Origin of the sequence: Azospirillum brasilense, from assembly GCF_005222205.1 — a bacterium.
Classification (GTDB): domain Bacteria; phylum Pseudomonadota; class Alphaproteobacteria; order Azospirillales; family Azospirillaceae; genus Azospirillum; species Azospirillum brasilense_G.
This window is the reverse complement of record NZ_CP032348.1, coordinates 202,733-218,154: the sequence shown is the minus strand read 5'-3', so window position 1 is coordinate 218,154 and position 15,422 is coordinate 202,733. Positions and strand designations below refer to the sequence as shown.

General features: G+C 64.1%; 17 protein-coding genes and 1 pseudogene. 14 read left to right on the top strand and 4 right to left on the bottom strand.

Annotation, left to right across the window (positions count from 1 at the left end; all coding sequences use genetic code 11):
- Position 1 precedes the first annotated feature (1 nt).
- A pseudogene (locus D3869_RS34175) lies at positions 2-262 on the top strand (IS630 family transposase); the annotation flags it as partial.
- A 76-nt stretch (positions 263-338) separates the two neighbouring features.
- Here the strand turns inward: D3869_RS34175 and D3869_RS26905 are convergent.
- The 3 genes from D3869_RS26905 to D3869_RS26895 form a co-directional block, all read right to left on the bottom strand.
- Entirely contained in the window at positions 339-1,070 is a 732-nt protein-coding gene (locus D3869_RS26905; protein WP_137142795.1) for an HNH endonuclease, read from the bottom strand.
- Positions 1,071-1,072: 2 nt separating this feature from the next.
- Positions 1,073-2,251 carry an AAA family ATPase gene (locus D3869_RS26900; protein ID WP_137142794.1) on the bottom strand — a complete coding sequence of 393 codons (1,179 nt, stop codon included), beginning with the start codon at positions 2,249-2,251 and terminating at the stop codon, positions 1,073-1,075.
- A 420-nt stretch (positions 2,252-2,671) separates the two neighbouring features.
- A complete protein-coding gene (locus D3869_RS26895; protein WP_137142793.1) occupies positions 2,672-3,079 on the bottom strand; it encodes a helix-turn-helix domain-containing protein in 408 nt (135 codons plus the stop codon).
- 764 nt (positions 3,080-3,843) lie between these two features.
- On the opposite strand from D3869_RS26895, the gene nusG reads away from it, so the two are divergent.
- From nusG to D3869_RS26850, 9 genes are all read left to right on the top strand, one after another.
- Positions 3,844-4,413: a transcription termination/antitermination protein NusG gene (nusG, locus tag D3869_RS26890; RefSeq protein WP_175426639.1), complete on the top strand. Its 570-nt coding sequence runs from the start codon at positions 3,844-3,846 to the stop codon at positions 4,411-4,413.
- Positions 4,414-4,567: 154 nt separating this feature from the next.
- Entirely contained in the window at positions 4,568-4,762 is a 195-nt protein-coding gene (locus tag D3869_RS26885; protein WP_137142791.1) for a hypothetical protein, read from the top strand.
- A gap of 155 nt (positions 4,763-4,917) precedes the next feature.
- Positions 4,918-5,478 (top strand): terminase small subunit, encoded by a 561-nt coding sequence (locus tag D3869_RS26880; protein WP_137142790.1) that lies wholly within the window; start codon positions 4,918-4,920, stop codon positions 5,476-5,478.
- Positions 5,420-7,468, top strand: coding sequence for a phage terminase large subunit family protein (locus D3869_RS26875; protein WP_137142789.1), 2,049 nt, complete (start codon positions 5,420-5,422; stop codon positions 7,466-7,468). Before D3869_RS26880 ends, D3869_RS26875 begins: the two co-directional genes overlap by 59 nt.
- Before the next feature lies 1 nt (position 7,469).
- A complete protein-coding gene (locus D3869_RS26870; protein WP_137142788.1) occupies positions 7,470-7,685 on the top strand; it encodes a phage head-tail joining protein in 216 nt (71 codons plus the stop codon).
- Between the two features lie 65 nt (positions 7,686-7,750).
- Positions 7,751-9,214 carry a phage portal protein gene (locus D3869_RS26865; RefSeq protein ID WP_175426638.1) on the top strand — a complete coding sequence of 488 codons (1,464 nt, stop codon included), beginning with the start codon at positions 7,751-7,753 and terminating at the stop codon, positions 9,212-9,214.
- Entirely contained in the window at positions 9,211-10,299 is a 1,089-nt protein-coding gene (locus D3869_RS26860; protein WP_175426637.1) for a head maturation protease, ClpP-related, read from the top strand. Before D3869_RS26865 ends, D3869_RS26860 begins: the two co-directional genes overlap by 4 nt.
- A gap of 24 nt (positions 10,300-10,323) precedes the next feature.
- Complete coding sequence (locus D3869_RS26855) at positions 10,324-10,695, top strand: head decoration protein (RefSeq protein WP_137142785.1); 372 nt, start codon at positions 10,324-10,326, stop codon at positions 10,693-10,695.
- Between the two features lie 30 nt (positions 10,696-10,725).
- Positions 10,726-11,739, top strand: coding sequence for a major capsid protein (locus D3869_RS26850; protein ID WP_137142784.1), 1,014 nt, complete (start codon positions 10,726-10,728; stop codon positions 11,737-11,739).
- 63 nt (positions 11,740-11,802) lie between these two features.
- Here the strand turns inward: D3869_RS26850 and D3869_RS26845 are convergent, their stop codons facing one another.
- Positions 11,803-12,093: a hypothetical protein gene (locus D3869_RS26845; protein WP_137142783.1), complete on the bottom strand. Its 291-nt coding sequence runs from the start codon at positions 12,091-12,093 to the stop codon at positions 11,803-11,805.
- An 84-nt stretch (positions 12,094-12,177) separates the two neighbouring features.
- On the opposite strand from D3869_RS26845, the gene D3869_RS26840 reads away from it, so the two are divergent.
- The 4 genes from D3869_RS26840 to D3869_RS26825 all read left to right on the top strand — a co-directional run bounded on the left by D3869_RS26840 (position 12,178) and on the right by D3869_RS26825 (position 15,330).
- A complete protein-coding gene (locus D3869_RS26840) occupies positions 12,178-13,020 on the top strand; it encodes a head-tail joining protein (protein ID WP_137142782.1) in 843 nt (280 codons plus the stop codon).
- A 3-nt stretch (positions 13,021-13,023) separates the two neighbouring features.
- The gene (locus D3869_RS26835; protein ID WP_137142781.1) at positions 13,024-13,659 is read left to right on the top strand and encodes a hypothetical protein; all 636 of its coding nucleotides are present in this window, start codon (positions 13,024-13,026) and stop codon (positions 13,657-13,659) included.
- Positions 13,656-14,081: a phage tail terminator-like protein gene (locus D3869_RS26830; RefSeq protein ID WP_137142780.1), complete on the top strand. Its 426-nt coding sequence runs from the start codon at positions 13,656-13,658 to the stop codon at positions 14,079-14,081. The genes D3869_RS26835 and D3869_RS26830 overlap by 4 nt, the downstream gene beginning before the upstream one ends.
- A 67-nt stretch (positions 14,082-14,148) precedes the next feature.
- Positions 14,149-15,330, top strand: a complete 1,182-nt coding sequence (locus D3869_RS26825) for a phage tail tube protein (RefSeq protein WP_137142779.1) — start codon at positions 14,149-14,151, stop codon at positions 15,328-15,330.
- Positions 15,331-15,422 lie beyond the last annotated feature (92 nt).

Below are 15,422 nucleotides of genomic sequence, written 5' to 3'. Positions count from 1 at the left end.
CCTGGCCTGGGTGGCCGATCACCCGCGCTGGGTTTTCTATTTCACGCCCAAGTCGGCCTCGTGGATCAATGCCGTCAGGGTTTGTTTTCGCTAATCAAGCGAGGGGGCATCCCGCGCAGCGTCCCCAAGTCCGTGGACGACCTTCCAAGATGCAATCGCTCACTACATCCGCGAGGACAACAAGGCGCCCGAGTCCTACGTCTGGACCAGGCCCGCCGATGCCATTCTCACCAAGCTTATTCGGCTGTCTGCACCTTCTGAACGAATTAGCACGCTGGCAGCCAACGGGCCAATAAACCCAAAGCGTTATGTTTCTTTTCTATAACAAAATCCCCGCATCAAACCAATGCTACAGCCTTAATATTATTATATAGAGCTTGATGATCATCAGTCCAGCACCCCATTCCCTTCAATGCATCCACAATAAAAATAGTCCTCCGGTCCTGAACAATCGCTGTTGCAGCAACAGCAGAAAACGGCTCTTTAGGGCTCGTCATTTCGAAGAGGCCGAGCACTGAACTCGAGAAATCCTCCTGGTCACTGACTAGCTTCGATTTAGATACTCGATGTGCCTTAGACTCTAACACATCCACCTTATCATGTATTGCCTTCGAAATTTTCCACCAAGTTTCTCCAAATCGACGACTGAGTTGAAGGACCTTTTGGGTGTTTCGACCCAAAGAGTCTTTGCCAAAAAGGACGCAGTTAACGAGCGACAGATGGTCACTCGGGTTTTGATTAGTAGGGTCGATGATGGGTTCAATAGCAACGTTTAGGGATGACTTCTTGCCATTGCATTTTTCACAAGCAGGCAGAAGATTATGCCATAAAGCCACCTTTTCTTCGTAATGCTCTCGACAATAAAAATGATCAACACGAAGATAGCTATCTTCCTCCAATTTGCTCTCGCAGTAAATGCATTTATCGTGAGACATCTCCAGAAGACGTTCCCTGATATATGGTTTATTCCACACCGACTTTGACTTATCAACAGCATATTGATGCGTCAACTCGATAGTCTTGCAGCCGGTAAGCCTAGAGGGAGGCGAAACTCTATTCACTTTAATCATGGTTAGTCCCGAAATGATGATGCTTGAATCTTTAGAACTTGCAAAAGTTCACTCGTCGGCTTCAGCATTCTTGATAGAACATCAAGAGAACTCCTAACGAGCTCTCCATTTTCACTCTCTATTCCTTCGTAGAAATCGTCCAGAGCTTTCTGATAATCTGGCCCATTCGCGCTTGGGAGACCCATGACGTCTGTCAATATTTCTTCGACAGTCCATCCCTGAAAGCCGTATTCCGAAACAGTAAAATCACGCCGCTTTGGCCAACCTTCTGGGTCAGGAGCCAATGCAATAATTTGCTCTGGACCAGCTCTCTGGATAACGTGAGGGCTGTGCGTCGTAACAATGAACTGCGCTTTTGGAAATGCGCTGGTTAGAATGCTCATTGCTGACTGCTGCCAAGTCGGATGTAAATGGAGATCCACCTCATCGATGCATATGACACCAGAGAAATTGCGTGCGAGACCAATCCTTCTCAGCTCAATTTCTTTAATAATACCAAGCAAAACGTAATAAATTGACTTAAATCCTGAAGATAGATACTCCATAATGATTTCACCGCTTCGCGTATTGACATATATATCGTAATCGACCGACGATCGGCTAAATGAGACAGCCGAGTCGACGATAGAAAAGCAGCTCTTAGCAAATTCCCAGTTCTCACGGCTCACTTTATCAAGCCCGTTTTCTTGTGCGCTAAAAAGGTATCTACCAATAATCCAATTTTTCAAATCATAGTTATTAATTCCGACGGCAAAAGAATAGCATTGCGAAATATCATGAATAATATCGGGGGTGAGCGCGGGCAAGGCCTTGTATTCGATCTGCCTATCAGCTCTGATATATATAAAATGTTGCGCCGCACTATAAATATCACGCGCTGCTGGGTACAGCGAGTCGGTTGGCAAAAAGTTTTTGCAAAGAAATTCGCCCGTATTCAACGTACCATTTTTATTGATTTCTATTGTCCAGCCCGCATCCTCTTTAGTCTTAGCGTTTCGTCTAACTCTGTTTTGAAGCCCGCCTGAGAACGAAGCTGCAATAACTTCCAATATCGTAGTCTTTCCGACGCCGTTTGCACCACAAATAATATTGACTTTCTTATCAAGCTGCAAAAGCAAAGATTTATAGCAGCCGATGTTCTTCAGCCCTAATTTGGTTATAGCAAGGCTATTAACTTCCATTTAAACCATCATCGGTTGGGGCCAGCGAAGCGTTAAGTCCATTTTTTGGCAAAATGGGGCCAGAAACGCAACAGAAGAGCATAAGCTCGCCACTAATTCGTCCTTTTTTGTATCCCAAACCAGACGGATGACGCCGTTCTACATACATGATGATCAGCTTGGCGCATTCTGCAAGGCCATGCTGCAAACCCCTCAACCAGCGTCCGGTCCAAGGGGACGGCCTGCTTGCTCCAACCGCAGCGGTTGCCTCCATCGGTCGATGGCGCGCCGCGGCGACAACGGGAATGCTCTTTTGTCCTTCGCGGCTTCAAAATCGCCACGGACGATTTGCATACGCGGCGTCATGACGGGCTTTGTTGTCTTGACACGTCGACCACACTGCGCAACTGGCGCAGTGTCAGTGTCCAAACCTCGCATATATCAAGACAGTTGCGCCAGGAGTGTCCGGATTTCCGAATGGTCCAGCTCGGTCCCTGCCGGCCCTACTTGCCGCAGATGCGGAGCAGCCTGGATATCGGCGTCGAGCAGTTCAAACGCACGGGACAGCGCTTCCTCCTTGGCGTTGAACAACTCGACGCCTGCGGTCGCACGCGGCCCCTCGGTATCTGCGCGGTGCATGGCCCGGCCAGTGTTGAAACGCAGCACCCAGGGCAGTTCGTCAGGATGCTCCTCCAGGTACCGCGTGGCGAGTTGGGCCTCGCGGTCGATAGGGGCCTCGTCTGCCTCCCGCTTCTGGTACCCGCGCAGGGAGACCCCAAGGGCAAAGGCAGCCTGCGGCTGGGTGAGCCCCAGACGCTCGCGCCATGCGATCAATTCTTGAGCGGTCATCGAATCGGCCCTATCTTTCCTGTGTGGCCTTCGGGCGGCGGAGGCACCCGCCGCCCTCCGGTCCAATCCTTAGTTCAGGAGGTTGAGCAACCGCTCAATGACCTCCAGAACGAGGATCAGAAGGGTGAGAAGCTTTCCGAGCATTCCCTTTTCTCCCTTCTGTGTGGCGGGGACGGCCCATCCGTCCCCTCCCGACCACGAGAATAGGTATAACGCACTGAGTGCGTCATGACAAGGAGATCATGACGCACTCAGTGCGTTTTTCTTTGTGCACATCTTTGCCTGTTTGAGCATTCCGGGCGTTCCGGAGCGTTCCGGTCGGGATGGCCGGAATGGAGCGTTCCGGTCGTTCCGGTGCGTTCCGATCGGAACGCTAAACGCTTGATGCGTAAGGACAAAGTGTCATGCTGCGGTGCATTCCGGTGCGTTCCGGTCCGGAACGCTCGAAACGGGCCGAAAAAACTCAATGAAATCAATAGTTCCGGTCGTTCCGGTCGTTCCGCCCCTAAAGGGGCACTCCGCTGGACCGGAACGCTCCGTGCCCTGGGTCTTTAGGTCTGCCCCAAACCACCGGAACCGAAGTGGCCGCGATGAACTACGCGGCCACGAAGGTCTGAACGGACACAGCGGAACGCAGCGCATTCACAGGCGCCGGACAAAGGCCAAATCAACATCTCGCATATAGACCATATGGTTTTAACAACATGTTGCGTCGGTCTGGACTTTCGGTACCCTTGCGCTGGGTCTGGAAGGCGGAGGCGGACATGGACGACCGGTTCACGGGGTGCGATTGGTTTGCCGTGGTCTCGCATGTCGGTTTGGCGCAGTACGAGCTTGCGGCTAAGGAACTGGAGCGCCAGCGGTACCGGGTGCTCGCTCCGCTGTGCCGGAAGGAGCGCCGTCACGCCGGCAAGACCGAGACGGTCACCAAGCCGCTGTTCGACCGGTACCTGTTTGCGGGGGTCCACCCCGGCCAGTCCTTCCGCCCGATCGTCAACACCCGCGGCGTGGCGTTCGTGGTGCGCGGGCTCAGCGGCGCCCCGTGCCGCGTCCCGCTGGCCGCCCTGCGGTGCATCCAAGACCGATGCGATGCCGATGGCGGCGTGGTCGACTTCACGCCCGCCAAGCGCAAGACCCGTGACGTCCAGTGGCAGAAAGACCAGCCCGTCCGCATCGTCGCAGGGCCGTTTACGGACTTCGTCGGGCTGTTCGCCGGGGCCTCGAAGGACGTGGTGCGCGTGGTCCTGGATCTCTTCGGGCGCGAGACCCCGCTAGCCCTTGATGCACAAAATGTTGTGCCCGTTGACCCAGTCATGACACAACATGCTGCTTGACAGGGTGCTCGGGCTGCAGTAGGTTCCCCGTCACGCAGTGCCGTGACCTTCCAGTCACCCGGCACTGCGGTAGCCGTACCGCCCATCGAGTTTTTCGCCCGCCCGCCCGGTTCGCCGCGGCGGGTTTTGTCGTCTCTGGGCTCCGGAGGGCACCATGACCGATCCCCTGACCGTCGCCTACATCGTCTCGGCCGTCCTGGTGTCGGTGCTGATCGGCATCGGTGTCCTGGGCGTGCTGACGTGGCGCGGTGTCTCGCGCAACATCGCCCGCATCTCGGAGCGGATGGAGGCCCGGCGGGCGGAGTTCGAGCGTGGCGCCGGGCTGACGGGGCGGCGCCTGCCGCTGTGAGGCGGGGACCCTGGAGGGGGTCGGAGGCCGGGGGGTCGCTCCCTGCCGCGCAAACCCACCGGCTAAGAAAATTTCCGTTTCAGTTCAGCATCAGCACCCCTCCGCTGAAAAGTGAGGATTTTCAACGCTTTCCGGCTCTCGTGGGGTGCTGAAACATGGCGGGACGGACCTACAGCCTCAGCGAGGCGGCGTCGATCCTCGGCAGGGACCGAAACACGGTCTCGAAGTGGCTCGGGCAGGGCTGCCCGGCAGTGACGAAAGCCGATCGGTCGCGCGGCGTCGAGTGGGCACTGTCCATCCCCGACATCGTGGGCTGGCTGATCGACCGGGCGGTTGGTGACGCCGTCCAGGACGCCGGCGGTGAGGCCGATCGGATCACGAAGGACGAGGCCGACCGCCGCAAGGCCGTGGCCCAGGCCATCGCCGAGGAGGTCAGCACGGCCGAGCTGCTGGACGACGTCGTGAACCGGCATGAGGCCGCGGCGGACGTGGCGGCCTTCGCGGTGGCACTGCGGACCGGCATGGCGAATGTCTGCGCCAAGGTCGCCGGCCGGGCGGCGACGATGACGTCCGCCGCCGAGATCCAGGAGTTCCTGGAAGCCGAGACGAACAAGGCCTTCAGCGCCGCGCAGGAAGAGCTTGCGGAGAGGTGGGCGGATGCTGAACCAGCGGGCAGCGGAGGCGACGGAGAGGATCGCCCTCCACCGGGCGGGTGATTACCGCCGCGGCCGTGCCGCCTTCCGCGCCAGCCTCCTCGGGCTGATCGACAACACGCTGAAGTTCCCGCGCCGGCTGACGGGTTCGGAGTGGGCGGAGACCTACGGCCGCATCCCGAAGGGCACCGGGGCCGAACACGGCAAGGTGACGCTCTACGGCTACCAGCGCGGGTTGCTGGATGCCATGTGCGATCCGACGATCCCGCTGATCACCGTCATGAAGGCGGCGCGCGTCGGCTTCACCCGCTGCGCCACTCTGGCCATCGGCTATCACCTCCACCAGGACCCGACGCTCTGCGCCGTGGCCCAACCGGTGCTGGAGGACGCCGAGGACTTCGGTGGCTCGGAAATCGCGCCGATGCTGCAGCAGACGCCGGTTCTGGCCTCGATGATCCGGCCGGTGCGGAAGGGGGAGAAGCAGGACAAGGCGACGAAGTACCTGCTGTCGAACGGCGCATCGGTGCGCGTCGTCGGCGCCGCCTCGGACGACGCCTTCCGCCGCTACTCGGCCCGCTGGCTGTTCGCCGACGAGCTGGATGCGGAGGGATGGTCCCCGAAGGCCAAGACGCAGGGCGACAAGCTCAAGCTGTTCTGGACCCGCGGTGAAACGTTCTGGAATCGCCAGCAGGTCCGGGGCGGAACCCCGCTGCTGGAGGAGACCAGCCGCACCTACAAGCTCTGGCTCCAGTCCGACCAGCGCCGGTACTTCGTGCCCTGCCCGCAGTGCCGGGAAATGCAGGCGCTGGAGTGGGGCGGTCCCGATGTCCCGCACGGGATCAAGTGGTCGGTCAGCGAGGACGGCGACCTGTCGGTTTGGTACGTCGGAACCTGCGGCTGCATCATCGACGAGGGCCGCAAGGCCTGGATGGATGCCCATGGCGAATGGCGGCCGACGGCCAAACCGTCCCAGCCCGGCCATGTCGGGTTCCATGTCTGGACCGGGATGAGCCTGAACCCCAACGCCGCATGGACGGTGCTGGTGCGGGAATGGCTGGAGGCGCAGAAGGACACCGCCACGCTCGTCCAGCCCTTCGTCAACCTCGTCCTCGGCCGCCCCTACAAGGCGACCTACGGGCAGGAATTGAAGGTCTCCGCCTTCGCGGAGCGGACGGAGCCATACCCGACGGAGATCCCTCCTGGCGTGCGGTTCCTGACGCTGGGCGGCGACGTGCAGTCCCATCAAGGCGTCGATCCCCGCATCGAGGCCTCGGTCTACGGCTGGGGTGCGGGCAACGAGTGCTGGCTGATCGGACATTGGGTGTTCCGCGGCGATCCCGCGCAACAGGAGGTCTGGGACCAGCTTGACGGCCTGCTGCTGACCACCTTCCTCGGGCCGGATGGGAAGCGGTTTGCCATTCAGGCGGCATCGATCGACTCCGGCGGCCACCACACCGCCGAGACGTATGCGTTCTGTGCCGCCCGGGCGCTGCGGCGCGTCTGGGCCATCAAGGGGCGGTCGGAGAAGAACGGCCAGCGGGCCAAGGTCTGGCCTCGCCGACCCTCCAAGGGGCAGAACGGCGGGACCGTTTACCTGATCGGCGGCAACGCGGCGCGCGACTTCGTGTACCGCTCGCTGGCGGTCGAGAAGCCCGGCCCGCGCTTCGTCCACTTCCCGGCGCAGGTCCCGGCCGGGGCCGAGCCGCTGACCGACGCCTACTTCGAGCAGCTCACCGCCGAAAAGCTGGTTGCCCGTAGGGGTGGCTTCACGGAGTGGGACAAGCCGAAGGGCAAACCCCACGAGGCCGGTGTCTGTCTCGTCTACGCCTACGCCGCGAAATGCGGTCTCGAAACGCTGCACAAGGGGTGGGCCATGGCGACGGAAGCCGACAAGACGCCGCGGGAGAAGCCCGCAGTGACGGACGAGGCGTCGGCCGCCGCCGGTGCTCCCCAGGCCCTGCCGGCACCCGTCGAGCAGCCGAAGCCCGCACCGAAAAAGGCACCGGTCCGCAAGGTCGGTCGCTCCTCCTACCTGAACCGCCTGGGGCGCTGACATGGCCTGGACGCAAGACGATGTCGACACCTTGAAGGCGGCCATCGCCACCGGGGCGCAGGATGTCCAGTACAGCGACGGCTCCCGCACGACCTACCGGTCACTGAAGGACATGCGCGACACGCTGGCGATGATGGAGAGCGAGGTGGCCGCCGCGGCCCAGCCCAGCCGCCGGACTTACCGCGCCGTCCGCGTCACGCCCCGCTCGGGATACTGACCATGCGAACCGCCAAGATCCGTCTCCGGAACAAAGCGACCGGGGAATACCTCCCGGATGTCCGCATGGACGCCGGGCCGCTGTCGCCGCCGGCAACCACCGCCTACCAGGGCGCGTCCACCGGTCGCCGCATGGGCGGCTGGCGCCCGTCCAGCTCCGGCCCCAACGCCATCGTCGCGGCCGAGGGGCCGGAGCTGATCCGCCGGGCGCGCGACATGCGGCGGAACAACCCACACGCCAAGCGCGGCGTCAGCCTCTACGGCACGCACATCATCGGCACCGGCATCAAGCCGCGGTCGCTGTGCACGAACAAGCGGGTCCGGGATGCGATCCACCGGCTGTGGGCCGAGTGGTCGGACTATGCCGATGCCGACGGCGCCTTCGACATCTACGGTCTCCAGACGCAGGCGGTGCTGGAGACGGCGACAACCGGTGAAGAATTCGCCCGGATCCGCGCCCGCCGCTCCACCGATGGGCTCCCGGTGCCGCTCCAGGTGCAGCTGATCCCGGCCGAGCAGGTGCCGCTGGACTACTCCGTCCCGAACGAGGGGCGGCAGGTCGTTCAGGGCATCGAGCGCGATGGACTCAGCCGCCGGGTTGCCTACTGGATGTACCGGGCGAACCCCGGCGATGCCGGTGTGGTCATGGATGTGAACGGCTGGGAAAAGACGCGGGTGGATGCCGCCGATGTCTGCCACATGCGTTTCGCTCCGCCGAACCAGCTCCGTGGTCTGCCCTGGCTGGCGTCGGCCATCACGACGCTGCACCAACTCGGGCAGTGGCGGGATGCGGCGCTGCTCCGAAAGCAGATGCTGGCCTCGCTGGTCGGCTTCGTGAAGCGCGCCGTCACCGAGGAGATGGACGCCAAGAAGATCGCCGAGATGTGGGGGCAGGTGGCCGAAGAGTTCGGCGAACTGCCGGCGGTCGGACTGGAGCCCGGCACCATGCAGTATCTGAATCCCGGCGAGGACGTCACCTTCACGCAGTGGCAGGAAACGGCCGGGCAGGACGAGGTGTTCGAACGCACCGCGCTTCGCACCACCGCTGCCGGCCTGGATCTGGTCTATGAGGAGCTGTCGGGCGATTGGGAGAAGACCAACGACCGCACCTTCCGGGCCGCCTTCAACACCATGAAGCGGACGGTGGCCCAGCTCCAACACCAGATGGTCGCCTTCCAGTTCTGCCGGCCGATCTGGAACCGCTGGATTGAAGCCGCTGTGGCGAGCGGTGCGCTCCGGGTACCGAAGTCGGTCACCGAGGCCGACCTGAAGCGCGTCGAATGGCAGCCGCAGGATTGGGAATACCTCCAGCCGGTGCAGGACGTGGAGGCCAAGCTGAAGGCGATTGCCGGCGGCCTGGACTCCCGCTCCAGCACCATCGCCCGCCGAGGTGACGACGCCGAGGTGATCGACGATCAGCGGGCCGCCGACGCCGAGCGGGAGCGGGCGAAGGGGATCGTCCCTGCTGCGGCGGCGCCTCCACCAGCCACCCCGCAGGCCAACCCCGAAGACGAGGAGACCGGATCGTGAGCACGATCGTACGAGGCAACGAGATCGTGCTGACCGGCACGGTCGGCGGCGATCCGTGGTGGGATGACGACGTCTTTTCCCAGGCCGACGTCATCAACGCCCTGGCCCAGGTCGGACGCAACACCGACGTGACGGTGCGCGTCAACAGCGGCGGCGGTGTCGCCACCGAGGGTGCTGCGATCCATGCGGTGTTCGCCGCCCACAAGGGCAAGGTGAACATGGTGGTTGAGGGCTGGGCCGCCAGTGCCGCGAGCCTCTTCGTCATGTCCGGCGACACCGTCACCATGCGCCCCGGCGCCCTGCTGATGATCCATGACCCGTCCGCCGGCAGTTGGGGGACCTGCGACGACCACCGCCGCGTGGCGAGCGCGCTGGATACCATGGGCGGCACCTACGCCCAGGTCTACGCCGACCGCTGCGGCAAGAGCCCCGAGGAGGTGCGCGAGATGATGCGCGCCGAGACGTGGCTTGGTCCGGCCGAGGCCGTCGCCCAGGGGTTCGCCGACGCGGCCGAGGCCGACGGCGTCGACACCCCGGAGCCGGTCGCCTTCGCCCATGTCCGCGCCTACGCCCGCGCGCCGGAACACATTGTGGCTCTCGCGAAATCGCGCGGCTGGGGAGCCCGCGCCTCCCTGGCGGCGACCGCCGCCGCTCCCACCCGCCCAACCATGGAGGCCCCCTTGCCGGAAGAGAACACGCCGACCGACGACAAGACCGTCGTGACACCCCCCGCCGAAGCCGACGCGCCGGCCGATCCGGTCGCCATCGCCGAGGCCTGCGCCACCGCCGGCTTCGCCACGCTGACCGCTGGCTTCCTGAAGTCCAAGGCGACGATGAAGGCGGTGAACGCCGCCCTGTCCCACGCCAAGGACATCGCCGCCGCCTGCGACACGCTGCGGGTGCCGAACATGAAGAACAGCCTCGTGCAGTTCGTGGCGACCGGCGGCGACATGCAGGTCGCCCGCAACATGGCGACCGACGCGGCGGCGGCGCGGGACGAGGCCATCGTGACCGACACGACGCGCCAGCCGCTCGCGCCGGTCTCCTCCGGCTGGAGCGCCGCGGTCGCCAAGCTCAAGAAGTAACCCTCGCACCAGGAGAGCCAGCCAATGGCAACGCTTACCGAAAACCTGCCCCACGCCGGCGGCTACCTCATCTGCGAGGGCAACGGCGACATCAGCCGCGAGGTCGCGACCCTCGCCTCTGGCAATGGCGTGGTCCGCACCGGCACCGTGCTCGCCAAGCTGACGGCGAACGGCAAGTACGTCCCCTACGACAATGCTGGGACCGATGGCTCCGAAACGGCCGCCGCCATCCTCTGGGAGGAGCGCGACACCACCGACGGTGACGTGAAGGCCGTCGTCACGGCCCGCCACGCCACCGTGAACAAGGCCGAGCTGGTCTGGGCCGCGGGCGTGGACGCCACCGGCATCGCGGCCGGTCTCGCCGATCTCGCCGCCCTTTCCATCATCGCCCGCTGACCGTTGGGCTGACCAAGGAGTATCGTCGCCATGGCAACCATGGACGTTTTCAGCGGCAACGCCTTCAGCATGCTGGAGCTGACGCGCGGCCTGGAGGACATCCCCTACAAGCCGGGCCTCATCCGCTCGCTGGGCCTGTTCACCTTCCGCGGCATCCGCACCCGTCAGTTCGCCATCGAAAGCCGCGCAGGCGTGCTGTCGCTGATCCCGTTTTCCGAGCGTGGAGCGCCGGGCACGCAGGGCAAGGGCGATGCCCGCACCATCCGCGACTTCCGCACCTGCCACCTGAAGAAGGAGGACACCATCTGGGCGTCCGAGGTCGCCGGCATCCGCGCCTTCGGCTCCGAGACGGAGCTGATGCAGGTTCAGGGCGAGGTGGCTCGCCGGGCTCTGAAGCTCCGCAACGATGCCGAGCTGACCTTCGAGTACCACATGCTGAACGCCCTTCAGGGCAAGGTGCTGGACACCGACGGCACGACCCTCATCTACGACTGGTATCAGGAGTTCGGCATCACCGCCGCCGCCGAGATCGACTTCGATCTCGACAACGCCACCCCGGCCAAGGGCGCGCTCCGCAAGAAGTGCATGGCGGTGATCGAGAGCATCGAGGACGACGTCGGCGGTCTCGTCCCCGGCTCGGTGGTCATCGAGGCGGTTTGCGGATCGGCCTTTTTCCGCGACCTGACCAACCACCCGGACGTGATCGAAACCTATCTGTACGCCGCCAAGGCCAACGAGCTGGCCGGTCGCCCGATGGATGTGTTCGACTGGGGCGGCATCCGCTGGCGCCGCTACCGTGGCGGTTCCGGCGTCGGCGTGAACACCGACAAGTGCCACCTCTACCCGATGGGCATCGACGGCCTGTTCGAGCAGTACGGCTCCCCGCCGGACACCTTCGATCTGGTGAATACGCCGGGCCTGGAGACCTATTATCGGGTCATCCCGGACACCAAGCGCAACGAGTTCGTGACCATCGAGATGGAAGCGAACCCGATGTTCGTCTGCACCCGTCCGAAGGTGCTCCGCCAGGGCAAGCGCACCTGATCCTGACCGCCTGACCGAAATCGCGAGGGGCCGCTTCCGGGCGGCCTTTCGCGCGTCTGGGGCCTACTTGGCGGGCTCGAGCTTGAACCGCAGCATGCGACCAGCTTCGCCGCTGTCACCTTCGTAGATCGAGCAGCCTTCGACCGCGGTGCCGGGGTAGATGTTGGCGTCCGCCAGGGCTGCCGTGGAGCCGTGGATTTCGACGCTGAGGCCTCGGTCGGTGAGCGAGCGGAGGAACGGTGCCAGCCCGCCGGACCGGTCCGCGTTGAAGCTGTCGGCCGGGAGCGTGAACGAGCGCGGTTTCCCGTCCCGGAGAACTTCGTTGACCGTCGAATCCACATTCGCGTTGGGCATGGCTTCCTCCGAGATTGTCGCCGTGGGTAACAGGCGGGGGAACGAAATGACGCCCAACGGCGCCTCTTACCTGAAGGGCATGTGATGGACTTCACCCCCCACATCCGCACGCTGTTCCAGCTCCGCGGCAAGCCGGCCACCTACGCGCCCACCGCCGGCGCCCCGGCCCCGTGCCGGGCGATCCGGCAAGGTGGCGGGCAGGCCGTCGCCGTCGGTCCGGTGATGGTCATGCTGGAGCGGGTCCAGTTCCATGTCCGTCGCGCAGAGGTGCCGGCCCCGGAGATCGGCGCCGTCCTGACCGTTGGTGCCGACACCTTCACTGTGCAGGCGGTGCAGCCGGTCCAGCGCGACGCCGACGGACTGATGTGGGGCCTGGATGTGGCCTGGGGGCTGCCGGTGGTCTACCGATCTGCTGCGGCTTCCGGAGGCGTCCAGGGCGGGCCGTGGAGCACCGTCACGGCGGCTGCGGCAGGCGCTGCCTCCATCAGCATCCAGAGTCAGCACATCAACGTCACCGGCAAGCTCCAGCCGGGCGATGTCCTCACCATCGGGGGTGCCGCCTACACGGTCGGCACCGTGATCGCCCCGAGCGCGGCGAAGTCCTTCAACAACATCCCGATCAGCCCGCCGCTCGCCGCTCCGGTGGCGGCCGGCGCCTCGGTTACGATCACCCAGCCGTCTGCCGCCGGCTACACGCTGACCGGCGCCATGGCCGATTATGAGGCGTCCGATATCAAGGACGCCGTGCTGGTCGGCGACCGCCGCATGGTCATCCTGCAAGCCGCCTTCGCCGCCGTCGGATTGCCCACCGGGCCGAAGCCGGGGGCCGCCATCGAGGCCGAAGGGCGGACCTACAACGTCATCCAAACCAAGGCCCACTATGCCGGATCGGCTGTGGCGGCCTGGGAGCTTCAGGTTAGGGGGTAGCCCATGGCGCGTCTCCAGTCCTTCCGAGCCCAGGTTGATCTCGCCAAATCCCGCCTCCTCGGCGAGACCCGTCGTCAGATGCTGGTGCAGGCGGCCCGTGAAGCGCATGCCGAGGCCTCAGCCATCAACACCCGCGCGCTGGGCCATCCCGTCGAGAGCGTCACCATCGTGGACGGGCGCCGCGGCGCGCCGGTGGAGAGCGTGAAGGCCGGCGGCGTCGTGGTCCACCTGTTCGCCGTCCATCAGGCGGCCGTGGAGTTCACGGCGGACACCCTGGCCCGGCATTCCCCGATCGACACCGGCCAGTATGCGGACAGCCATCGGCTGCTCATCAACGGCGAGCAGGTCGAATGGGGCGTGACCGTCGGTGTCGATGATGTGGCGACCTTCGTGAACCTGCTGCCCTACTCGCGGCGGCTGGAGCAGGGATGGTCCAATCAGGCGCCCGATGGGATCTATGAGGTCACGTCGGAGATCGTGCGCGCCCGCTTCGGCAACATCGTCAATGTCCGGTTCGGCTACCGGCATTTCGTCGGACACGAGGCCGGCAAGCACCGCCCGACCGAAGCCGGTAAGCAGCGCGCTTCCAGCTTTCCCTACATCGAGCTGTCGCCCAAGGGCACGAGGAGCCGCCGATGAGCAGCTTGGCCGTGAAGACCGCCGTGCGCGGCCGGCTCACCGCCCTGTGGGACCCGGTCGACGCCACGATCCGGGAACCGAACCGGAGCTTCGACCCGCAGGGGCGGCCCTGGATTGACATCCGTTTCCCCGGGGCGGCTATCGATCGCGCGGATATCGGCGATGCCGAGAACTCGCTGTGGGATGAGGTCGGCGCCTTCATGGTCGACGTCTACATCCCGGCTGGCGACGGTCCGGATCTGGCGGACGCCCTGGCCGAAGCGGCGGCAGCGATCTTCCAGGGGCAGGAGTTCGACGGCGTCGAGTGCCGCAACCGACTGGCCGGCCAGTCCGGAGAGCGCGCCCCGGAGGGCATGCAGAGCGCCTGGTGGGGCGTCAGCTTCGGCATCGGCTACCGGTACCAGTCCATCGGCAGTCCGTAGACGGCTGCCGCGCATCAATCCCAACGGGCTCGCTTCGGCGGGCCTTTTTCTTTGAGGAGAGAAGGCCATGCCGACCACCGGCTATCAGGCCGGCGCCGACAGCAACGATCTGGAGCTGTCCTACGCCGCGGAAACGACCTGGGGCACGTCGCCGACGGGTGCGTATCAGAAATTTCGCGTGAATTCGGAGGGCTTCTCCGAGAGCAAGAACCGCACCCGCCCGCCGGAAATCCGGTCCGACGGGCAGGCCGCCGCCGCCGTGACGCAGGACGTGTCCGCTTCCGGCAACATCCAGTTCGGCATCAGCTACGGCAACGTCGATGACCTCTGGGCCGGCGCGGTCAATGGTGCTTGGTCGACGGCGCTGAACATCACCGGCACCGACATCGCGTTCACCTCCACCGGCCTGTCGAGCGCCACCGCCGGCAAGTTCTCCACCATCGCCGTCGGGCAGTGGATCAAGATCGCAGGCGCCACGGCTCCGGCCAACAACGGCTTCAAGCGGGTCACCGCCGCGACCGGGACGACGGTGACGCTGGAGGGTGGCGCCACCACAGCGGCGGCCGGCGCCACGGTCACCATCACCGGCACGATGCTGCGCAACGGCACGACGTTCAACAGCTTCACCATCCAGAAGCGTCTAGGCGCTTCGCTGGGCTTCGCCTATCCCGGAACCTACTTTACGGGCGGGCAGATCAACGCGGCCCGTGGCGACTTCTTCTCCGGCACGCTCGATGCTCTCTGCCGGAGCGAGGAAAAGCAGGTCGCCGCGCTGGGCTCCGGCTTCACCGCGGCGCCGACGAACAAGGTCATGAGCGTGGTGACCCACCTCAAGTCCGTGGCCCTGGATGGCGGTGCCCTGGCGGCGAAGATCATGTCTGTGAACTCGACCTTCCAGAAGGAGGGCGCCGCGGCGCAGTACGCCGTCTCCACCTCGACCGTGGATGGCACCAAGGCGCAGGGCATGCGCAAGGGCACCCTGACCGCGAACGGCACGCTGGAGGCCTACTTCAGCGATTACGCCCTCTACGACAAGTACAAGGCCGAGGCTGAGGTCAACGTCAGCTACCGCGTCACCGACGGCGCCGGCAACACCTACATCGTCACCTATCCGGTGGTGGTGCTGGGCAAGTCCACCATCACGGCCGGCGGCGCGAACTCGGACATCATGGCGCGGTTCGAGTGGGGCGCCGACCCCGATCCGGTCACCGGCTGCACGATGCAGATCGATCGTTTCGCCGGGCCGTAAGCCGGGCGGTTGCCTATCCCTGCCGACACAGGACCCGATCCCTTCGGGGATGGGGAGCGCATGCGCGCATGGGCGGGGGTGTCGGACCCCGC